General features: G+C 34.1%; 23 protein-coding genes and 1 pseudogene. 3 read left to right on the top strand and 21 right to left on the bottom strand.

The annotated features are described in order from the left end of the window. Nucleotides 1-294 precede the first annotated feature (294 nt). The 11 genes and pseudogenes from ltrA to yneA form a co-directional block, all read right to left on the bottom strand. Nucleotides 295-1,596 (bottom strand): group II intron reverse transcriptase/maturase, encoded by a 1,302-nt coding sequence (gene ltrA / locus LPC09_RS10420; RefSeq protein WP_231309497.1) that lies wholly within the window; start codon nt 1,594-1,596, stop codon nt 295-297. Nucleotides 1,597-2,204: 608 nt separating this feature from the next. Further along, entirely contained in the window at nt 2,205-2,552 is a 348-nt protein-coding gene (locus tag LPC09_RS10415) for a hypothetical protein (protein ID WP_098799758.1), read from the bottom strand. 248 nt (nt 2,553-2,800) lie between these two features. Beyond that, on the bottom strand, nt 2,801-4,366 hold the full coding sequence (locus LPC09_RS10410) for a collagenase (RefSeq protein ID WP_231309496.1): 1,566 nt from the start codon (nt 4,364-4,366) through the stop codon (nt 2,801-2,803). A gap of 261 nt (nt 4,367-4,627) precedes the next feature. Beyond that, nucleotides 4,628-4,854 (bottom strand): annotated as a pseudogene (locus tag LPC09_RS10405) (DUF6262 family protein); the annotation flags it as partial. Between the two features lie 516 nt (nt 4,855-5,370). Continuing rightward, nucleotides 5,371-6,351, bottom strand: a complete 981-nt coding sequence (locus LPC09_RS10400) for a hypothetical protein (RefSeq protein ID WP_098797246.1) — start codon at nt 6,349-6,351, stop codon at nt 5,371-5,373. Between the two features lie 515 nt (nt 6,352-6,866). Next, nucleotides 6,867-7,037 carry a Gp37-like protein gene (locus LPC09_RS27585; RefSeq protein ID WP_369689279.1) on the bottom strand — a complete coding sequence of 57 codons (171 nt, stop codon included), beginning with the start codon at nt 7,035-7,037 and terminating at the stop codon, nt 6,867-6,869. A gap of 351 nt (nt 7,038-7,388) precedes the next feature. Then, the gene (locus LPC09_RS10395) at nt 7,389-7,607 is read right to left on the bottom strand and encodes a YneF family protein (protein ID WP_098797247.1); all 219 of its coding nucleotides are present in this window, start codon (nt 7,605-7,607) and stop codon (nt 7,389-7,391) included. An 86-nt stretch (nt 7,608-7,693) separates the two neighbouring features. Continuing rightward, nucleotides 7,694-8,161, bottom strand: a complete 468-nt coding sequence (sirA, locus tag LPC09_RS10390; RefSeq protein WP_442920021.1) for a sporulation inhibitor of replication protein SirA — start codon at nt 8,159-8,161, stop codon at nt 7,694-7,696. Nucleotides 8,162-8,321: 160 nt separating this feature from the next. Beyond that, nucleotides 8,322-8,552 (bottom strand): DUF896 domain-containing protein, encoded by a 231-nt coding sequence (locus tag LPC09_RS10385; protein WP_098797248.1) that lies wholly within the window; start codon nt 8,550-8,552, stop codon nt 8,322-8,324. A 162-nt stretch (nt 8,553-8,714) separates the two neighbouring features. Continuing rightward, nucleotides 8,715-9,377, bottom strand: coding sequence for a YneB family resolvase-like protein (locus tag LPC09_RS10380; RefSeq protein ID WP_098797249.1), 663 nt, complete (start codon nt 9,375-9,377; stop codon nt 8,715-8,717). Between the two features lie 14 nt (nt 9,378-9,391). After that, a complete protein-coding gene (gene yneA / locus LPC09_RS10375; RefSeq protein ID WP_098797250.1) occupies nt 9,392-9,703 on the bottom strand; it encodes a cell division suppressor protein YneA in 312 nt (103 codons plus the stop codon). A 157-nt stretch (nt 9,704-9,860) separates the two neighbouring features. On the opposite strand from yneA, the gene lexA reads away from it, so the two are divergent. Then, nucleotides 9,861-10,484: a transcriptional repressor LexA gene (gene lexA / locus LPC09_RS10370; protein WP_098797251.1), complete on the top strand. Its 624-nt coding sequence runs from the start codon at nt 9,861-9,863 to the stop codon at nt 10,482-10,484. Between the two features lie 74 nt (nt 10,485-10,558). Here the strand turns inward: lexA and glnA are convergent, their stop codons facing one another. The 4 genes from glnA to hflX all read right to left on the bottom strand — a co-directional run bounded on the left by glnA (nt 10,559) and on the right by hflX (nt 15,011). Further along, the gene (gene glnA / locus LPC09_RS10365) at nt 10,559-11,893 is read right to left on the bottom strand and encodes a type I glutamate--ammonia ligase (RefSeq protein ID WP_098797252.1); all 1,335 of its coding nucleotides are present in this window, start codon (nt 11,891-11,893) and stop codon (nt 10,559-10,561) included. Between the two features lie 58 nt (nt 11,894-11,951). Beyond that, nucleotides 11,952-12,353 (bottom strand): MerR family transcriptional regulator, encoded by a 402-nt coding sequence (locus LPC09_RS10360; RefSeq protein WP_098797253.1) that lies wholly within the window; start codon nt 12,351-12,353, stop codon nt 11,952-11,954. A 107-nt stretch (nt 12,354-12,460) separates the two neighbouring features. Next, complete coding sequence (locus tag LPC09_RS10355) at nt 12,461-13,735, bottom strand: methionine gamma-lyase family protein (protein ID WP_098797254.1); 1,275 nt, start codon at nt 13,733-13,735, stop codon at nt 12,461-12,463. Beyond that, nucleotides 13,728-15,011, bottom strand: a complete 1,284-nt coding sequence (gene hflX / locus LPC09_RS10350; protein WP_231309495.1) for a GTPase HflX — start codon at nt 15,009-15,011, stop codon at nt 13,728-13,730. Before hflX ends, LPC09_RS10355 begins: the two co-directional genes overlap by 8 nt. 223 nt (nt 15,012-15,234) lie before the next feature. On the opposite strand from hflX, the gene LPC09_RS10345 reads away from it, so the two are divergent. Beyond that, nucleotides 15,235-15,864, top strand: coding sequence for a trimeric intracellular cation channel family protein (locus LPC09_RS10345; protein WP_098797255.1), 630 nt, complete (start codon nt 15,235-15,237; stop codon nt 15,862-15,864). Between the two features lie 42 nt (nt 15,865-15,906). Here LPC09_RS10345 and LPC09_RS10340 read toward each other — a convergent pair whose 3' ends face one another. Then, nucleotides 15,907-16,245 carry a hypothetical protein gene (locus LPC09_RS10340; protein ID WP_098797256.1) on the bottom strand — a complete coding sequence of 113 codons (339 nt, stop codon included), beginning with the start codon at nt 16,243-16,245 and terminating at the stop codon, nt 15,907-15,909. 395 nt (nt 16,246-16,640) lie between these two features. On the opposite strand from LPC09_RS10340, the gene LPC09_RS10335 reads away from it, so the two are divergent. Further along, complete coding sequence (locus LPC09_RS10335; RefSeq protein WP_176551067.1) at nt 16,641-16,964, top strand: hypothetical protein; 324 nt, start codon at nt 16,641-16,643, stop codon at nt 16,962-16,964. A 156-nt stretch (nt 16,965-17,120) separates the two neighbouring features. Here LPC09_RS10335 and LPC09_RS10330 read toward each other — a convergent pair whose 3' ends face one another. The 5 genes from LPC09_RS10330 to mutL form a co-directional block, all read right to left on the bottom strand. Beyond that, nucleotides 17,121-17,462 (bottom strand): hypothetical protein, encoded by a 342-nt coding sequence (locus LPC09_RS10330; protein WP_098797257.1) that lies wholly within the window; start codon nt 17,460-17,462, stop codon nt 17,121-17,123. Nucleotides 17,463-17,659: 197 nt separating this feature from the next. Continuing rightward, nucleotides 17,660-18,622, bottom strand: coding sequence for a stage V sporulation protein K (gene spoVK, locus LPC09_RS10325; protein ID WP_098797258.1), 963 nt, complete (start codon nt 18,620-18,622; stop codon nt 17,660-17,662). A gap of 245 nt (nt 18,623-18,867) precedes the next feature. Next, nucleotides 18,868-19,095 (bottom strand): RNA chaperone Hfq, encoded by a 228-nt coding sequence (gene hfq / locus LPC09_RS10320; protein ID WP_098797259.1) that lies wholly within the window; start codon nt 19,093-19,095, stop codon nt 18,868-18,870. A 38-nt stretch (nt 19,096-19,133) separates the two neighbouring features. Further along, the gene (gene miaA / locus LPC09_RS10315; RefSeq protein WP_098797260.1) at nt 19,134-20,072 is read right to left on the bottom strand and encodes a tRNA (adenosine(37)-N6)-dimethylallyltransferase MiaA; all 939 of its coding nucleotides are present in this window, start codon (nt 20,070-20,072) and stop codon (nt 19,134-19,136) included. Nucleotides 20,073-20,359: 287 nt separating this feature from the next. Beyond that, nucleotides 20,360-22,285 carry a DNA mismatch repair endonuclease MutL gene (mutL, locus tag LPC09_RS10310; RefSeq protein ID WP_231309494.1) on the bottom strand — a complete coding sequence of 642 codons (1,926 nt, stop codon included), beginning with the start codon at nt 22,283-22,285 and terminating at the stop codon, nt 20,360-20,362. Nucleotides 22,286-22,292 lie beyond the last annotated feature (7 nt).

Raw genomic sequence — 22,292 nt, 5'->3', positions numbered from 1 at the left:
ACGTTCCATTGTGGCCTCAAAGTCAGGTTTACCCTGTTCATCAGAAACGACTATTTCACCGTCTATAACAGTACCATTAGGTAAATCTATATTGATTAATTCAGGATAAATCGCTGTGACTTCATTATTTATCAAGGTCTAAATTATATAAATACTTAAAGTAGAGTAAGAAACTGATTTCGAGGGGATAGCTTACGCTATCTCTTTTACTTTCAGTTTCTCCTCATCAAACCGTACGTGAGGTTTTCCCTCATACGGCTTTCCGACGTTCTTCTTTCTTTGGCTTTACGGTTTCTAACGAGCCAATTTCACTAAAATATGTTCAACTTCTTTACTTACGTCCTTTAAGTTTCCATGTTTCTTACGATTATTTCTCTTCTTGTTGTAAAACAAAGTGAGACGTTCTAAGACATACCAATCGATTCGATTGAGCCATTTCTTTCCTAGGGGTGATATTTGGTAATAGTTCTTGAAACCTTGTAGTTTCTTATTTAGTCCTTTCACCAATTCCCTGATGTCTAGATAAAGCTTATTTCGTGGCTCGGTATAGGCTTTTATCTTTGTACGCATTTTCTTCAGTGCGTTCTTTTTTGGTATGTGAGACATTACATGTACGGTACTTCCACCTTTTAATCTCTTTGGAAACTTTCGATTATGAAAACCAAGAAAATCAAATCCATCTATATCATTCCACAGATTAACTAATCTTGATTTGTCTCGATTAATAGAAAGGTCAAGTTTTCCCATTATTGACTGAATGACCTTTATACTTTCCAGTGCCTGTTGTTTGGTTTTACACATGATGACGAAGTCATCTGCGTAACGTATTAATTCTCCTAGGTGATTAAACTTCTCTTGCCATAATCTATCCATTGTGTTCAGATAAATATTTGCTAGTAACGGAGAAATTACACCGCCTTGCGGAGTTCCGGATATTGGATTCCTTATCTTTCCTTCTTCCATAATGCCCGATTCTAGCCATTTCCGAATTAATTTTAAGACCCGTCGGTCGCTAATTCGTTGTTCAAGCAGTTTCATCAATTTGATTTGATTGATGTTGTCAAAATACCCTTGGATATCGACGTCTACTACCCAAAAGCAATTTCTGCTTGCCTTTCTTATTTTGGCTAGTGCTTGGTGAGCATTACGTTTAGGACGAAAACCAAACGAACAGTCATGGAAGTCAGCTTCAAAAATTGGTTCAACGACCATTTTCGTTGCCATTTGTGCCACTCTATCTTTAATGGTTGGTATTCCTAATGGACGTTTCTTTCCATCATCTTTCGGAATATAGGTTCTTAGGACTGGACTTGGGTGATATTGTTTCTCCTTCAATTCTAGATAAAGTTCGTTCATAAACTTCTTCTCACCGTAATCCAAAACGATTTGTTCAATCGACTGTCCATCGACACCTCCACTACCTTTCTTACGTTTCACACGTTGCCATGCCTCCCATAGAATATCAGGACGATAAATTTTGTCATATAAAGCGTGAAATCTACGAGTTGGACTCTCCTTGGCACAAAGATATAACGTCTTCCAGAGTTCTTGAGCTTTTGCACTATTGGTGTAGTTAGCCATTTTCTTGACATTCACTGACTCTTACCTCCTTCTGACATATGAACGAAGTAGGGTACTGGCTTACGCCGTCCTTCCCTAGACAATGTTGTGTTGTCATTGTCATCATAGGTACTATGACCCCCTCCGACTCCCTTTCATCCATCCACCATTTCGTTTGCACTTATAGGTTTCTGTTTTACTTTCTTCCGAAAGTGATGATGAGGGTCTCCCCAGTTCCGTTAACTACTTTCCTAACATGTCGTTCCCCTTATCCCGAGAGATTCTTCGGTGCTGCTCCTCCAAGTTCTTCACACCTTCCATGGTCTTCGCCCATTTACTCAAGGCTCGACTTCTCCTTAGCCACAAACAGTGGATGCTCTTGACGAGACGGCAGGATTCACTTTATGTTACAACCTGTTAGTTTGCTTGCACTCTCAAGAGAGTTACTTTGTCACAGGGCTTCAACCTTAGGATTTCTCCACCAGTTGCCTGTCAGCTACCGAGCGTCTTGGAACTTACTCGGGTCGGACTTTCACCAACTAGCAATTAACGGCTTGCTGGGCACGCAATAAAGAGGAGCACATATTAGTCGTGTATAATATGTGCTCTTTTTTTATTACATAAAAGCGCCCGTTTGTGGAGAATCAATTATTTAGTTTTTTCTCATAACCTTTTCCAACAACTGTCTCTTTATTCAAATCCACATAGACAATAAGTTTGCCTAAAGAATCAGTTTCAGTACCATTAAATATTACTGCATATAGCCTCTTACCGATAAGATTATTGCCAAGCTGTTCACTTAATTCATCATTTACTGTCACTTTTTTTACTGATGAATCTTTTGGAGACACAGGAATTTTATCTTGTTCCTCTTTTGTTAGGCTATTAAAGGCAACCATCTCAATTGGTAATTTCCCCCCTTGAAAAAAATTACATCCACTAATCAACATAGATAGGCAGGCTAAAAGAGAAATCAAAATATGTTTTTTCAAAATCTCACTCCTATAAGGTACTCTATTAATAGTTCTTCTTCTTCGATATGTAAAAGCGATCACTTTCTGCAACAATCGCGCTTTGATGAAGAACAATATTCTTCTATTTTTTTGCATAGTATCGTTGTACTACGCAGAAAAGGATCTTTTGTTTTTCTGGTTTCTAGTTCAACATGAGCACCTGTTAGCTTAAAACTCTCTTTATTAATATAGCGTATTAATACTCAGAAATATTTATAATTTCTTAGTCATAGCCCCGAAGAGTTCTCTTTTTCTTGTTTTTTTAATTCTTCCAATACAGTAGTCTGGTAGGACAATTGTTCACTTCGGAGAATAGCTTGATATGCCTCTGCATATTTTTCTTCACTTATCAGATCATTAAATTGAGAGATTTCATTTAACCACTTCTGTATGAATTCAACATTTCCATCTGGATCCTTTTTCGTTAATTCCAAAGCTTTATTCGCCATTTCTAAGGATTCACTTGGATCAATAATTGTTAATAAATAGGATATGTTTTGGAAACCAGCTGAATCCTCTGGACTTAAGCTAATCACCTTTCGTCTAGCAATGAGTGCTTCATCCCACTTCTTTTGTTCTTCTAGCATTAATGCGAATTGATGCCAAACTAAGCTTTCGTGAGAATATTTCTCTGTTATTTCTTCATAAAGTTTTCCAGCCTTTTCAAAATCTGATTCTTGCGACCATGCTTTCCATGCTTCTTCTAGATCTTCCTTCATTGAAAAAATGGTTTTGTTTAATGTATCTAATTTCACCCCTGTTAGTTGAAAGAAGGACTCTTCAAATGTTCCAGTTTCCTTTTGATGTAGGAGAATGTTCGATAATACCTCTGCATTACCTTGACGTCCTACAATATATTCGATTGCTCTTTGGGCTAAATAATATACATCCGTATTTTCCGATTCAGAATTCCAATTTTCTGATGTATGTAGGTCTGTATACTTTATATTAGTGTTAATTTCTTCTCGGATTTGGATATTATCAACAATTTGATGTCTTATATATTCACATAATCCTTCGTTATACCAAGCTGGAAATTCATCACTATGTATTCCTTTTTCCTTCGAAAATAAGTCAAGAAGAAAATGACCATATTCATGTGCAAACGTACCAATCATAAAGGATTCGCTATCTGCAAAGTTTTCTCTGCTTTGATAAATTATCACTCTTTTATTGGTTGATTCATAAGAGCCACCTATGGTTTCGGTAAAAATAGGGTTTAGCTGATTGAATTCTTTGGAACTACGAAGAACAATTACTTCTAACGTCTCGGTCTTTGTGATTTCTTCTCCAAAAATTTCTTTTTCAAGTTGCGTAATATCTTCCATTCTATTGATAATCTCTTGCACCTGTTTCTCCGTATCAGGATGGTACCTAAAGGTTATATGTTGATGCTCTAAAACAGGGTATTCCTGAATGATTTCCAGTCGCATCTCATCGCTACTTACAATTTCCCCTTGAAAAATTTGAATTTTTTCTTTTGCAGACATTATACCGAACTCATGATGTAACACAAAATTGAATCCCCAAATCCCACATAATAGAATGCTTGTTACCACTACGTAGATAAGGATTAAAGATATGCTAAATCTATTATTCAGTTTCAACCACTTTATACTCCCTCTTACTAAACCTATGAGCGTTAATACAAACAACGCAAACAAACAAATGAACCCTATTAATAAAACGATTGTTCCTATTTCATTGTCTAGAAATAAATAGATTGCCCCTAATAAAATGACTGTTAAAACTAAACCAGATAAAGTAAAAAATATATTTTTAATAAATTGCAAATGAATCCCCCTATAATAAAACCCTACCAGAATATTGATTTGCATTTTTATCTGTTCCACAATTTCATTAGTTGAACAAAACTTCCTTTCGAATCTTTACCTAATTATACCATTTTTTCTAACTCATTTAGTTGTTTCATGTTAAATATTAATGCTCCGTTAGTTTAAGTATAACTCTTCACAGTCTCAACAAATTGATCTTCAACACTCTAGCCTGTTAATTGAATAAGCAGGGAGGGAGAGCAATGTTCTGGGCATAAACTAAAATTTTTTATATACCTCTGCGTAGGCTACTTTTAACTGTTCTCTAAGTTGTTTGTTTTCGTCTTATATCTTGCGAATTTTTCGTTTCAATGACTCCATAAGAGCGTCTTTGTTATTTTCGTTCATTTCACGTTTTATTTGTTTTGCAGTAGGTGATTGTGTTTGTTTTTGACGTAAGATTTCGTTATGCTACTATGGTCTCTATTGTTATAGAGAGTTGCTTTTAACCGGTATTCCTTCTCCATCAATGAGTATGTATCTCTTGCTATTAGGATTCTAAATATATCTCTTGAACCTTCATGTACTTTCCACCTTAATTTCCTTTAATGACCATCCTATTATTTTACGTTTTTTTGTCCTCCAATTTAGATTTGTCATACTAGAGTAAACATAGTTGACATATTTTTTAAGCTTCATATAACTGTTTTAATATATTTAAAAAAGAGAATCTATACCCATTTAATGGACATAATATCCTCTTAAAATAGTTAATCATTATTGTGTCGAGTGTAAATACGTACCTTGTCATTAAACTTAGTCCAAAGTATACTAACACCATCTAATTTTAACTCAGTTATATAAAATCATCTTCAAAAGGATGATCAGATTTGTGTAACAACATTGGCGATATAAACATTTAAATACACCTCAAAACAATTGTAACAAATTAGGATGTAAAATAATTGTAATTGGAGTAAACAAAATAACCCCTACCAAATCAGGAAAGGGGTTATTTCTACTTAATTACTTATGTCAAACCAAACTTCATCATCCCAACCTTGATTAAATACAACTAAAGGTTCATCATTTTCATCTACCATGAAATATGTCCAACCTTCATGTTCTGCACCTTCATACAAATCGTTTCTTAAGTCTGGTTCAAGACCAGCAATAGAAATCCAGTCATCATACGTTACTCCACTTCCACTAACAGCTTTAAATTTAGCATGATTTATATCATATGGTTCTTTTTCTAATTCAAGAACTTTTATTCTAAACTTAGCTAACACGTATTTCATACCGGCATCTGGTGAATCATTATACATGTTTGCTTCTTTTACCAAAGTTAATGCTTCATCACCTGTGATAACATCTGTTAGTTCAACCTCATATTTAACATGACCGTCTAACCAATCATCTTTTTCAACAAGTAATGTTTCACCAATTCCTGCTGGATTCTTTCTAGAATTTCTATTATTAAGTTCGTTTAATTTGTCAACAATATCACTTTTTATTTTAGATAGTCCATTGCTCACTTTAGCAGGTAACTGCTCATACCCACCAGCTTCTTTAATTTCAACTGCTCTTTTTTCTAATCTTTCAAGTTTTGCAAAGTCACTATTTGCTATATCAACTCTGTTTGCTGTAAGTGAGTCATTTATTACTTTCATTAATCTATATTGAGACACTTCATAGATAACACGTTCTCTTGCAACCTTCGCTGGCTTCACATATTTATTATTCAAAGCATCTCTGTTGGATTTTCCTGAAGTCTTTCCAATTGCTCTTTCAGTCTTCTTAATATCATTAGAAAATGAATCATACTGATCATCAATTAAAGATATGTCACCCGAGTTAATTGTGGAATTGAAGCTAGATAACTTTGTTTTAAGTACCTCACCTAAATTTGCAGCATCAGTGTAACTACTAGCACTAGCAGTATTTACTGTTAATGTTAATGCAACCAATACTGTAAACATTGATAATATTATTTTTTTCATGGTCTTCTCCCTTCAATTTGAAATCTATCAACCACGAAAATATTACCATATATTTCTACAATCTGTAAAACACAGAACCTATCTACTTCAGTTTTCTATCTTCAATAGCTTTAACCAAAGCATTTATCATAGAAATAAGAGGGACTTCATAATCATTTGTAACATCATAATCCGGCTTCAATCCCATACTTCGCTAATCTTTCAATTGCAATTTTAGTAGCTTCTGTTATTCAAATAACCACTTCCTTCACATTTAATTTTCCAAATGTATCTGTTACATAGCTCCTAGTGTTTAAATCATAAACAACAACCTCGAGCCTAGCTGTTCCATCATCGTTTGTTTCTGCTGTATCTTTAGCTCTACAAACATCTCATGTCGATATCAACCTGAATCAGATCAACGACTCTTCTGTCAATCCCTTCACCTTGTCCTTCAACATAAGAAGTGAGATACTTGCTATTTCTTCTGCAAGGATTTTTAAACGTGATTGCCAGGATATTGACTGTCCTCTGTTTTAGTTTGGTGCAACAATCAATTGTGGTATCTTTCTGTTAGCATCTACAGAGTTTACTATGTTTGTGTTCACATAATGCTTCATAACTGTTTCTGCATTGCCTTGTTTATTGTCATTACGCTGTGTGAGAAGGTGACAAAGTAATCCCTTTGGGCAACAATTGCTTTTTATGACATTCCTCTAAAAAGCCATTCTCATTTAATTCAATTTCTCTATGTTTAATCTATTTATCGACAAGAAACTGCTTAAGTTGCTTTACTCCTGATTTTTATTTTTCATTGTTTTAGGGTATATCCCTTCGCCTGACAGTGGTAGAAATACTCCGATAAAACATCTTTTAAATAAGCATAAAAAAAGACCACCCTTCCTGAATTTTTCATCAGAAAAAATGGTCTTCTACGTTATGTAAGAAAGATTAAGCAGTTTATATTAAAAATCCCGAAGAAAGATTCACCAATAACAGTTTTTCTACTTAGGATTTCAATCTGTAAATCGCTTAAAACCTTGCTATATCAACGTTTGTTACTTTTGCATCTTATTCATCTGTGACATCATTTGATTGATTTTCTTTTGGGATGGTTTTTGTCCCATTTGCATCATCATCATTTTTAGCATTTGTTCGTTAATTGGTGGATTTTTCTTCAGGTAATTCATCATATATTTACGCGCAATGAAAAATCCTAGTGCAACTCCAGCAAGTAAAGCTAGAATGCCTACTAGAATAACAACCCATAATTGCATTGTATTTCCTCCTTCGTGTTGTCTATTTTACAGTGTACTAAATCCTTTGATATTATACAACATTTGCACTATAATTTCTTTATATTTTATCCAAAATTTCTTTCTTTTATTGGGTTTAGCCACCCATATCTTTCACCTTTTAAGTCCATTGCTAAAAAACAAGGATCAAATTTTCTTAACACTTCGAAAAATATAGTTTCTGCCTCATAACTTCCATCAGAAGAAAGCTCAAGATGACGATTTTTCACTATTAATGTTGCATTACCAAGATTTCCTTTTAACTCAATTTTATGGATATTTTGGAACACTTGATAATCCGAACGCTTTGCTAAATGAGTTCCTAATAATTGATGAATAAATAACATTGGAATAGGCTTAGTTATATAATTAATTTGCTTCTCTAGTGTGTTTTCATGTTCAGAACGGGCAATTGTCCAGTGAAAATCTTGAAACAGATGGTAGATTTTAGACTCACGACCAAAGTAGTGACTTGCAAATTCTTCTTCTATTAAGTAAATATAATAGTGTCTCACTATTTCACTCTCCTCAACCATACTATTTCTCTTATTATAAAAGAACAGAGAAGCAATTATTGTCTTAAACTGGAGAGAGAAGACACTATTTTTGTCGAACATTCGAAGCCTATCATTACTTAAATAAGAATGCCATATTCACTTCCAACAAAAAGGGAATAAATCATTGATTTATTCCCTTTTAATGTAGATCTTTACTTCTCTCATTTTTCAGCTTTTGCGGGGTTACATCGTTACCATTCGGATCAACAACTGTTACTCCCTTTAAAGTGTTTTTCATAGATGATCGAAACACTTGTAAATACTCATTTCGAAGAGATTGTTGTTCTTGCTTTTCTTTATCAGTTAGTCCTACTGACTTTGCTTTTTTGGATAATTCATTTATTCGATCGATCTTAAGTTTCGGTAACATGTTTTATAAACTCCTCTCTTAAACCATATAGACTTCAATCTACAGCTAACCTCAAAGAGATTAACTATAATATTACTTTAAAGTCTTTTAAATGATACAAATGACATATTACTAAATAGAGGAGAAAATAACAACTTTAAAACATATTTTTTCACCAATAATTTACCTTTCAAGATTCTGTAGATCATTTTCATCAATATATTCTTGGTATCTTCTGTGTACTGTAGCCTTACTAACTTGAAACCCTAATCCCCTAAGAGTTGAAGCAATTTCTCCAAATGTTAGGTTTTTCTTCCTTAACTTAAGAATCTCTTCGATTGGTAAATCAATCTTCTCACGGCCCCCTCCCTTATCGATGTTTTTTAAATTTTTAAGAGGATTGTAACCATTCTCTATTGCCCGGTTCATGCCTCTTCTAATTTTGTAATTAACAAGCTTCCGTTGGAATTCTTCAATAGTTGCAAGAATACTCAGTACCATTTCATCTGTTTCGGACAGTTCAGGCTCTCCACGTTCATTAAGAGTGAAAATCTCAGCTTTCATTTTTCTTATTTCATGCAAAAGGGCTATTTTTGCGTGACCCCGTCCCAATCTTGTATCATCTTGAACTAATAATATAGATGCCTTCTTTTCTTTTAATATTGATAGAGCTTCAATAATTCCATCACGGTCTATGTCATATCCACTATGTCTTTCCTCTATTATCTTTATAACTTCAATATTATGTAGCGAAGCCAACCTTAATAGCTCCTCTTTTTGCCTATCAATTGATGAGTCTTGACTATCCTTCTCTGTACTTACTCTACAATAAACAACTGCCTTCATTATTAGATCATCCTCTACTTACTAGCAATTTGTTCAATTTGATAGATTTCATCCTTTTCAACAGGTACAAAAACAAATTCACCTGGCTTAATAACATTGGAGTGAATGCCGTTTTTATCCTGTACCCACTTTACAAACTCTTGTTTTGAAATCTGGCTTTTTACATTAAACTCATCAGCAATTGACCAAAGGCTGTCACCCTCTTGAATCTCTACTTGATGATACTTATCCAAACTTTCTGGTTCACCAGTATACGTTATTGCTAGTGTAATTGCAAAAAGGACTAGAAAAAATGATACTACATATGTAAAAGATTCTTTTTTCATATTACACACCTCATAGGAATATTTGTTCGTATTTGTTGAAATTAGTATAATACGAACGAATGTTCCAGTCAAGCGTTTTTCTCGAACTTATGTTTGTATATAAAGGTAAATGATGCTATAATAAACATAAATTAGAGGATCCGAGGTGTCACAGAGGATGACGAAACTATCAAAAAGGCAACAAGATATATTAACTTTTATTAAAGATGAGGTCCAAAAAAAGGGGTATCCACCTTCAGTACGTGAAATTGGAGAAGCTGTGGGTTTAGCTTCAAGCTCAACAGTACACGGCCATTTAGCTAGATTAGAGTCAAAAGGATTAATTAGAAGAGATCCTACGAAACCAAGAGCTATTGAAATTTTAGAGGAAGAAGAGACTCTTCATATTCCAAAGAGCAATGTTATTAATGTTCCAGTAATCGGAAAAGTAACAGCAGGTCTTCCAATTACAGCTATTGAAAATGTGGAAGAGTACTTTCCGCTCCCAGATCGATATATTTCAGAAGATGAACATGTTTTTATGCTAGAAATTATGGGTGAAAGTATGATAGAAGCTGGAATATTAGACGGTGATTTAGTAATTGTCCGACAACAGCAAACGGCTAACAATGGTGATATTGTTGTGGCTATGACAGAGGATGATGAGGCAACTTGTAAAAGATTTTTCAAAGAAAAAGACTACATTCGCTTACAGCCAGAAAATTCAACAATGGAACCTATAATTCTTCGAAATGTGAGTATACTAGGAAAAGTAATTGGAGTTTACCGCACGGTTCATTAAGCTTGCCTAATCAGGCAAGCTTTTTATTTGTAAATAAAAAAACTTAACACAAATTTGTGTTAAGTTTTTTTCTATTAATACATTGACATGTATTGTTCTCTTTCCCATGGGTGTACTTGAGTTCTGAACATATCCCACTCTATTTCTTTTGCTTCAATAAAGTGCTCAAATAAATGTTCACCTAAAGCATGCTTCATTGTGCTATCAGCTTTTAACAAGTCTAGAGCTTGAGCTAGTGTTGCTGGTAGGTCTACGATACCATTTTCAACACGCTCTTCCTTTGACATAACATAAATGTTACGATCAATAGGTTTTGGAGCTTGAAGCTTATTTTTAATACCATCAAGACCAGCAGCTAAAAGAACACTCATAGCTAGGTACGGATTTGCTGCAGGGTCAACACTGCGTACTTCTACACGTGTACTTAACCCACGTGAAGCAGGGATACGAATTAAAGGACTTCTGTTTTGTGCAGACCAAGCCACATAACATGGCGCCTCATAACCTGGTACAAGTCGTTTATAAGAGTTTACAGTTGGGTTTGTTACTGCTGTAAATGCAGGGGCATGTTTGATTACACCAGCAATAAATTGTCTAGCAGTATCACTTAATTGCAGTTCAGCGTTTGTATCTAAGAATGCATTCTCACCATTACTAAATAATGATAAGTTACAGTGCATACCAGATCCGTTTACACCAAACAATGGTTTTGGCATAAATGTAGCATGTAATCCATGCTTGCGTGCAATTGTTTTAACAACTAATTTAAATGTTTGAATATCGTCACATGCTTTAATTGCAGAAGCATATTTAAAATCAATTTCATGCTGACCAGGAGCTACCTCATGGTGAGATGCCTCGATTTCAAATCCCATTTCTTCAAGTTCTAGAACGATATCACGGCGGCAGTTTTCACCTAAGTCAGTTGGTGCTAAGTCGAAATATCCACCATTATCATTTAATTCTAATGTTGGTTCGCCTTTTTCGTCTAATTTAAATAAGAAGAATTCTGGCTCAGGCCCTAAATTGAAATCTGTAAACCCTAGTTCTTCCATCTCAGAAAGAAGACGTCGTAGGTTATTACGTGGATCACCAGCAAATGGAGTGCCATCTGGATTATAAATATCACAGATGAATCGTGCAACTTTTCCTTTTTCTGCTGTCCAAGGGAAGATAACGAATGTATCAATATCAGGATATAAGTACATATCAGACTCTTCGATTCGAACGAAACCTTCAATTGAAGATCCATCGAACATCATTTTATTATCAAGAGCTTTATCTAATTGGCTTACAGGAATCTCTACGTTTTTAATAGTTCCCAAAATATCTGTGAATTGTAGACGGATATATTTTACATTGTTTTCTTTTACTAAACTTACAATATCTTCTCTTGAATATTTAGCCACTTGAAAATCTCCTCTCCTATTTCAAAAAAGTTTTATATTCAATTTAATACTAACCAAATCAATGAAAGAACCTTGTCATGTCCCCTTGCCTTAATGTTGGACGATTAAAGCGTCCTGCCTGCATAAGCTCAGATTTTAAGAGCTTACGTAATTCAGCATCACTCAAATCAGGTTTTTCAACAGTTTTATGTTGCTCTTCTTTCTCTTCATTATGTGTACTGTTACGCGAGAAAATCTCTTTAATTCCAGCCAAGTTGACACCTTGTTCAATTAAATTACGAATCTCCAATAACTTGTCAACATCATTAAACGAAAACAATCTTCTATTGCTTTCAGTTCGAGCTGGAAAAATAAGTTCATTCTCTTCATAATAACGAATTTGTCTTGCAGACAGATCTGTGAGCTGCATAACAATTCCGATAGGAAATAGGGGCATTGAGCGTCGTATGTTATCACTCATGTTATTCGCTCCTTTTAATTAACTAATCTCATTATAACTTATGTAATATTATGTGTCAATCATGTGTAAGGTTACATAACATAGGATAATTACTTTCTATATGGTAATTATCTATCTATTGAAATTAACTTTTGCTCAATTAGAGAATCAACAGCACTACAAACAGCTATTTTTACATGCGTGTATGTTAGGCCACCTTGAACGTATGCAACGTACGGCTCTCTTAGTGGCCCATCTGCGGTAAGTTCAATGCTAGCTCCTTGAACAAAAGTACCTGCTGCCATAATGACATCATCTTCATATCCAGGCATATAGTTAGGATATGGTGTAACATGGGAATTTATTGGTGAGGCGTACTGAATTGCTTGGCAAAAAGCAACCATCAGGTTTGGGTCGTCAAATTGTACAGATTGAATCAAATCAGTTCTTATACTGTTCCACTTAGGACTTGTTTTCAAACCAATTTCTTCCAAAAAAGCTGAAGTAAATACTGCACCTTTTAACGCTTGGCCCACAACATGCGGTGCCAAAAAGAACCCTTGATACATTTCCTGAAGGCTGTATAGTGAAGCACCAGCCTCTGCTCCAATACCAGGTGAAGTCATTCTGTACGAACACGCCTCTATAAGTTCTTTTTTGCCGACTAAATAGCCTCCTGTTTTTGCAAGTCCACCGCCTGGATTTTTAATTAATGACCCTGCAATTAGGTCAGCTCCAATATGACATGGCTCCAATTCTTCCACAAATTCACCATAGCAGTTATCAACGAAAATGACAATATCTTCTTTAATAGATTTAACAAAATTTATCATTTCTTTAATATCTGATATTGTAAATGAAGGCCTTGTTGCATACCCTTTAGATCGTTGAATACCAATCATTTTTGTTTTAGGTGAAATGGCGTTTTTTACAGCTTCAAAACTTACAGTACCATCTCCGTTAAGGTCCACAGTATTGTAATCTATATTAAATTCTTTAAGTGAACCAATACCGCTACCTCTGATACCTACTATCTCTTCGAGTGTATCATATGGTTTTCCTGTTATATATAGAAGTTCATCACCTGGTCTTAAAACTCCGAAAAGAGCGATTGAAATAGCATGCGTTCCAGAGATAATTTGTGATCTTACTAAGCCAGCCTCCCCCCCAAACACATCTGCATACACTTCTTCTAAGGTGTCTCTGCCAATATCATCATATCCATAACCTGTTGATGGAATAAAGTGTGAGTCACTAATTCGATGCTTCTGAAAGCTTTTTAGCACCTTAAATTGGTTTACCTCACTGATAAAATCAATTTGGTCATGAATCTTAGATATTTTTTGTTCAGCATTTTCAACAATTGGGGCAATAGCTGCCCCATTTTTTAATAACTTAAACATGTTTATTACCCTCTCCGTTATACCTATCTAGCTGTCCATTTATAGCATGTGTCGGGAGAACAAACCCTTCGATTTCATACATTTCTTTCTCTTCGATAAATTCTAAGTGTTCAATAAGAGATTCAGTTTTCAATTGCGAAATTAATCTACCTTCATTTGCTGGTAGGTGGATGGAATAATGTTTCATTTCTTTTTTTGCAATTTTCTCCACCTTATTCATCAACATTTTTAAATCTTCTTCAGAAAAAGCAGAAATTGTTAAATAATCCTCCGTCGGGGATGGTACGAATGATTCCGGAGTCTGATCTTTTTTATTATAAACGGTCAAAATTGGTATATCAGTTACATCCAATTGTTCAAGAAGCTTATATACAGTCTTTTCATGATTTGCGTAGTCTTCATTTGAGCTGTCAACAACGTGAAGAATAAGATCCGCTTCTTTTACTTCTTCAAGTGTGGATCGAAACGCTGCTACAAGAGTTGTCGGTAAATCTTGAATAAAACCTACAGTATCTGTGATAAGAGCTTGATATGTTGATGGTAACAATACTTTTCTTGTCATAGGATCTAATGTTGCAAATAATAAATCTTCTTCAAAAGTACCTGCTGTTGTTAATCGATTAAATATCGTTGATTTCCCTGCATTTGTATATCCTACCAAAGCAATTTGAAATGCTTGGTTTTTCTTACGACGTTCACGATATCTGCTTCTGTGTCTAACTACAGTTGATAACTGCTGTTTTATTTCATTAATACGATTTCGAATGTGACGACGATCTGTCTCTAATTGAGTCTCCCCTGGCCCTCTTGTACCAATACCTCCCCCTTGACGTGATAAAGCAATACCTTGTCCAGTTAATCTCGGGAGCAGGTATTGTAGTTGTGCAAGCTCTACCTGAAGCTTACCTTCTTTTGATTTAGCACGTTGAGCAAATATATCTAAAATCAGTTGAGTACGATCTATAATTCGCACATCTACTATTGATGATAAATTTCTTAATTGACTTGGTGATAATTCATCATTAAAAACAACAATATCTGGACTAAATTCCTCAACTAAACTCAATAATTCATCTACTTTTCCTTTACCTATGTATGTAGCGGGATGTGGCCTCTCCCTTTTCTGTGTCATTTGGCTAAGTACTTCACCATTAGCTGTTTTCGTTAATGAAGCTAACTCCTCCATTGAGTAATGGAAATGTTCGTCAAGTATTGTTTGAAGCTGACAACCAACTAATATTACCTTTTCTTTTAGTACATCCAATGTATTATTCAATAAAAAACCCTTCCCTTACGCTATTTTTAGCACTTTAATCATATCAAACATTACTGTAATTCTCTAATTATTTCTGTTATAGACCTAGTATAAACAGTTTTGGACCTATAATATTCTTTTCCACCTGCATGCAAGCAGCAGCATACTAAAAAATAGAATTGACCTTTATGGAGGTTACATATACAATTATTTCGGCTGAATTAATACAACTGGGGGAATTATTTTGACTTGGGACGTTTTAAGTATTATTGGAACAATTGCTTTTGCGATTAGCGGCGCAATTGTAGCAATGGAAGAAGAGTATGATATATTAGGAGTATATATTTTAGGTATTGTCACGGCATTTGGCGGTGGTGCAATTCGAAATTTACTTATTGGTGTCCCAGTCAGTGCCTTATGGGAACAAGGAGTGCTTTTTCAGGTAGCCCTTTTTGCTATGACGATTGTTTTTTTATTTCCTAATCGATTATTACAACATTGGGAAAAATGGGGGAATTTTACTGACGCAATCGGTCTTTCCGCATTTGCCATACAAGGTGCTTTATATGCGGTTAACATGAATCACCCTATTAGTGCAGTAATCGTTGCAGCAGTATTAACAGGTAGTGGTGGAGGAATTGTCCGGGACATCCTTGCAGGACGTAAGCCACTAGTACTTCGTGCAGAAATTTATGCCTTTTGGGCAATTATTGCAGGATTTTTAATTGGCTTTAAGCTTGTTAACGAGCCCTTCGAACTTTATATTCTTTTTGGATTAATTGTATTACTTAGAGTTCTGTCTTATACATATAAGTGGCGTTTGCCAAACCGAAGTTTCAAACCATCAACAAACAATGAAACAATCTCAGGATAAATATAGAAAAAGGCAACTTTAATGGAGTTGCCTTTTTTAATTTTAGCTGATTTCCTGAAGTTCTTCTCTTGATCGACTAACTTTACATTTTATGTAAGTTTGAGTTGTATCAAACATGTCTGCAACATATAACGTTGCTCCATAATAGGTTTTTTCGTTAGTCATTTCTTCGTTAATAATATAATCATAAATTGCAGATTCAATATCTTGGAAGAATGGTAAAATTGCTTCGTTATTTTTAATTATTTGATATAGTTGAACTATTAAAAATGGATTTTTATCGTATTTTTCCACCAATTGATTAATGACAGATTCGTTAAGTGACAAGTTATTTTCAACAAGGTATTTTAGCTGTTCTAAAAATAATTTGTTATCACACATCCTAATCACTCCCTCTTATAGTTTGTATTCTAACATTTAGAGGGTGTTTTTGAAATCGTTTCCAATATTGTTTTTTATAGCTTTTTTCGATTGAAGATTACTGGTTTAATGCTATTTTTATATGACTCTATATTTATACAAATAAATTCATAATGAACCTGAAAGTTATGGTTTAGAATTTTTTATTGTATATAGATTTCTAATGATTATTATTCCCATTCTCTACAAACTCTAACTTATTTTTATTCAGTTAATTTAGAGGGAATACATGTTAAGATTTCTGAAATCAATTATTATTTATTAATTTTTTTCTGCTAAATATCATGAATGCTCTCACCGATTGATTAATCAAGAATACTTTATATGATAGCTACAAAAAGAAAGGTGTGATTATAATGAAGTGGAGAAATTATGGTTTATGGACATCTATTGCTTCTCTTTTATATATGGTATTTAAAGATTTAGGCCTACAAATTGATCTAACAAGTTGGGAAACTTATGTCACATCTGTTTTAGGTATTCTTGTTACATTAGGAATTATTTCCAATCCTGAAAATGGAAAAGGATTTTTCAATAAAAAAACAGACAATCCCATAACCCCTTCTGATATGACAAACCTACAGCCAACCAAAAATAACTTAAATCAATCCGTAGAAACAACAACCACATTCTCTGAAGAAGCTGTTCCTGATCGTAAATACGAACCTTATGAAAAATAAAAATAAAATATATTTATATCATGCTCTTTAATCACAATGGAATTAGCAGCTTAAAGGAAAACATAAAACGATAGTCATCAATTGACTATCGTAAATATATTTGTTTATTGAATGGTACTGTGCAAGTACCTTTTTTGTTTTAGAAATAGAAGAAATCTATTTTTCATTTTCAATTTTTTCGATTTTAACAATCCCATTAATATGATTTTCAGATTCTACATAAGCCACAATCTTGTCTTTCACTTCAAGTTTTTCTGTTAAAGGATGTTTAATATTCTCGCTATTAAATTGTATTTTAGTTTTCCCATCTGTTGATTTTCCATGATATTCATTACCATCAACTTTTGTAATAACATAAGTAAAGGTTTTATAATCTTCTTTGATTTCACTTGTTGTTACTTCTTTAGATGTTCCTCCGGCGTCTGGCTTAATAAAGACAATACAAATCCCTAATAAGACCCCTGTTAAAACGAGTAAAAGAATTAGTTTTATTTTCATCATTACCTCCATATCGAAAAAACTGTCCCGAAATTGAACAGACAGTGCAAATAATAACCTGATATATGATGTATGATAAAAATATAAAAAAAGAACGGCTAGCGCCTCTAAAAAATATTAATAAGAACAAAAGCCCCCAATTAATTAAAATGGGGGCAATGTCTTGAAAGTCGTCTCAATAAAAAACAACTTTAACTTCAATTACTTTTATGTTCATTTAATACCAAATCTTGGCTTTTTATTGTTAGAAGATCTTCTCGATTATATCTGTCCGTTAGTAATAACCTCATCGCTTGAGAACGGATAGACTTTTCAATTATGTTCCGAACATAGCGACCGTTACTAAACTTTGATGGATGTGTTTCCGTTTTAACAGCCATTAAATGTTCTTTGAGTTTGATCTCTGCATCTTGGTGAAATCGGTATTCTCGTTCTGACATCATAAGTTCCGAAATATCCATTAAGTCGTCCACAGAATAATCAGGAAAATCTACAACAAGTGGAAACCTTGATAAAAGTCCTGGGTTTAAAGACAAAAAGTTTTCCATTTCACGTGGGTATCCGGCTAATATTAATACAAAATCATGTTGCTTATCTTCCATATGTTTGACCAATGTATCAATTGCTTCCTTACCAAAGTCTTTTTCTCCTCCTCTTGCAAGAGAATAGGCTTCATCAATAAATAATATCCCACCAAGTGCTTTCTTAATTAAATCACGAGTTTTTTGTGCAGTATGCCCAATATATTCTCCAACGAGATCTGCCCTTTCTGCTTCAATAAGATGTCCTTTTGATAAAACATTCATTTGAAAAAAAAGTTTTCCAACTAATCTTGCAACAGTTGTTTTTCCTGTACCAGGATTTCCTTTAAACATCATGTGAAGTGCTTGCTTTCCTACTTTTAACCCCTGTTCTTCACGCTTTTTATTTATAAAAATCCAAGCGTAAATTTCTTTTATCATTCTCTTCATTTCATTCATCCCGACAAGTGAGCCCATTTCTTCCTCAATTTCCTTTAAAATCGCGTGCTTGACCTCTACCTTAGGAATTTTCAAGTCATATGAAGAGGAGCTGACTTCCACTTTTTCTTTTGATTGATTGTTTAAAATTATATTTATTTGTCCATTTGTTTTATATGTGAATGCTTGATCACGTTCCAAAGACCTTCACCTCACTATCTGTTACTTAGTATACGTGAGCTTTTTAAAAATTTGACTATGGAATGAAATTGTCCAAATGGCAAACGCAAAAAAAGAGGAATTTTGTTGGTTTCTGCGCTTTCCCAAGAAATATCCATTCCTTTATCTATATTCAGTTTTCCATAAAATAAAACCTTGAGATCTATTTAAATGATAAATTTCAAAAAATAAAGGGAGTTGATGTTTTTTCATCAACTCCCTTACTTTTATTGCTCTAGTTCTATTTGTATGTTTTTTTGTGGTGAAAATGTTGAGATAGCATGTTTGTAAATAAGCTGTTGCTTACCCTCTGTTTCTAACAATACTGTAAAGTTATCAAAGCCCTTAACAAGGCCCCTTAATTGGAATCCATTTAATAAAAAAACAGTTACAAAAGTTCCATCCTTACGAAGTTGATTAAGAAATTGATCTTGAATATTAATTGATTGCTTCATGTTTCGTCCTCCTCTTTTATCTATACCTTTTAATTCGATTAAAGTTTCAGCTTTCCTGCTATGTATGTAAAAATTTCATCCACCTTTTGTTCATGATTTATAGGTGGGGTCATATTAAACCATTTAACATCCATTTTATTTCGAAACCATGTTAACTGACGTTTAGCATATCTTCTTGAATTCTGCTTTAATTGGATTATTGCATCTTCAAGTGTTGTTAAACCATCAAGGTAATCATAAATTTCTTTGTAGCCTATTGCTTTTATTGCCTGTGTATCACGTATGCCAATATCATACAGCTGCTTAACTTCCTCAATGAGTCCTTGTTTGATCATAGAATCAACACGTTCGTTAATCCTGGCATATAGAATATCTCTGTCCATTGTTAAACCAACTAAGGCTACATCATACAAAAGTTGGCTTTCCTGTTGTTTCAGATGCTCTGCCATCGTCACACCGGTACAATGAAAAATTTCTAAGGCTCTAATAACTCTTCTTGTATTATTTGGATGGATTTTAATAGCAGACTCCGGATCAACATCAACTAATAATTGATGTATGGCATGTTCACCATTAACTTTTAGGTCTTCTTCAAGCTTCTTCCTAAATTCAGGATCTGATGGAGATTCAGTAAACTGATAATCATATAAAACAGATTGTATGTATAAGCCTGTCCCTCCAACAATCATTGGCATTTTGTTTGCTATAGTAATGTCATCAATTAAGGGTCTGACTTTTCCTTGAAATTCAGCTACTGAAAAATCGTCATCTGGATTTTTAATATCTATAAGATGATGAGGGATACCCTCCATCTCATCTACATTTATTTTGGCTGTTCCAATGTCCATGCCTTTATAAATTTGCATTGAATCCCCACTAATAATTTCACCATTTAATCGGTGGGCGAGGTCAATGCTAAGCTTCGTTTTTCCAACTGCTGTTGGACCAATGATGACGACGATTTTCTTTCTATTCAAAAACAACCACTCTTTCACATCAAATAGATTCTACGTTCATCATCTTATCATGTGTATGATATGAACACCAGATTATTGTTACCTTTTTAATATAATTGTAAACATTCTATTAGTATTTATTTTTGCACAATGTTTTAAACAATGTAAACAACAATATTATATAAGACTTTAAATTACGAAGTATTCTTGTTTACATAATATTATTATTTTCAGAGGTTTCTCCCTAAAAGGAAAAAGCCCTCTAAAAAGAGGACTGTTTCTCCAGTTCATATTATTTCTTATGTTTTTTACATTACTCGTTTAAACATCTTCTCCATTTCATAAGTTGAATAATGAACAATAATTGGTCTTCCATGAGGACAAGTAAATGGATCAGTTGTTTTTCTTAACGTTTCAAGCAATGCAAAAATCTCATCATTCCGTAAGTGATGATTCGCTTTGATGGAAGCTTTGCAACTCATCATAATCGCTGCTTCTTCACGGAGTTTCTTAATATTTATCTTCTTTTCATCGAGTACCTGCTGAATGATTTCCTCAATTGTATCCTTTTCTTCTCCTATAGGAAACCACTGTGGATGCGATCTTACAATGTAACTATTCCGACCAAAAGGCTCAAGAAATATACCCACTTGTGCTAATGTATTTAGATGTTCTTCAATAATCATTGTTTCATCTGTAGAGTATTCAAATGTTAGAGGCACCAGAAGCTCTTGAACCTCCGAGTGAACCTCTCCAACTTTTTCTTTAAAGAATTCATATTTAATCCGCTCTTGGGCAGCATGTTGATCTATGATAAAAAGCCCTCGATCATTTTGAGCTAATATATATGTTCCATGCATTTGACCAATCGGATATAAGACAGGTACTCGTTCTTGTTGTTGTTCTTGTTGTTGTTCTTGTTGTTGTTCTTGTTGTTGTTCTTGTTCTTGTTTATCATCATAAGAAAGGTTTTCTTCAAAAACCTCTTCTTCATGATGAATTGTTCTTGTTTCAATTACATGATGAGATTCTTGATCTATTTGATCTTGATGTTGCCAACTAGCATCCATTTTATTATAAAGCTGTTCTTCTTCATTATCTAATATTGGTGTATTCTGTATAATGGATGGTTGTTGAATAGCTGATGTCTTTTCAACAACCTCGCTACTATGATCGAAGGTAAACTGTTGCTGCTCATCATTTGACTTCACTTTTGTCATTTTAGGAGATTCTACGGACGGTATAAGCTGCTGTTTTTTTAACACATCTTTAATTCCATTTGTAATAAGTTCATTTAATTCTGCTTCCTTACTTAACCTCACCTCAAGTTTTGATGGATGAACATTCACATCAACTAATAATGGATCCATTTTTATTTCTAAAAACACAATGGGAAAGCGTCCAATTGGAAGCAATGTATGATATCCATGCTGAATAGCCTTAACAAGAGAATAATTTTTTATAAATCGGCCATTAATGATCGTTGATATATAGGTACGAGAAGCTCTTGTTATTTCAGGTAAAGCAACATAGCCATTTACTTCAAAATCCAACGACTCTAACGTTAACTTTTTCATTTTTTTTGCAATGGAAAGTCCATAGATTGAAGCCAAAACCTGGCGGACATCCCCATTTCCATTCGTGTGAAGAAGCTTCTTACCATTATGAACTAAGCGTATGGAAACCTCTGGATGTGCAAGTGCGATTCGGTTCACAATGTCCGTAATATTTCCTAATTCCGTATGAACAGTTTTCATGTATTTCAACCTGGCTGGTGTATTGAAAAAGAGATTTCTAACAGTGATATCCGTTCCTTTTCTACTTGAGGTTGATTCATGTTTTTCAATTTTCCCACCCGATAAAATCAGATTTGATCCTGCGCCTTCTCCTGTACTTGTTTTCATATCAAGCAGCGAGACCGATGCAATACTAGGTAGCGCCTCTCCTCTAAAGCCGAGAGTCCGAATGCGAAAAAGGTCATTTTCATCTTTTATTTTACTTGTGGCATGACGGTGGAAAGCATTTAGACAATCATCAGGTTCAATTCCATCACCATTGTCAACAATTCTAATCTTACTTAAACCAGCTTCCTCAATATCAATTTCCACAATCGTACTGTTTGCATCTATTGCATTCTCTAATAACTCTTTCACAACAGAAGCAGGTCGTTCAACGACCTCTCCCGCTGCAATTTTATTGGATAACATATCATCTAGGCGAATTATTTTTCCCAATCATCTC

The sequence above is a fragment of the Metabacillus sp. B2-18 genome, from assembly GCF_021117275.1.
GTDB lineage: Bacteria > Bacillota > Bacilli > Bacillales > Bacillaceae > Metabacillus.
This window is presented reverse-complemented; position numbering and strand designations above follow the sequence as displayed.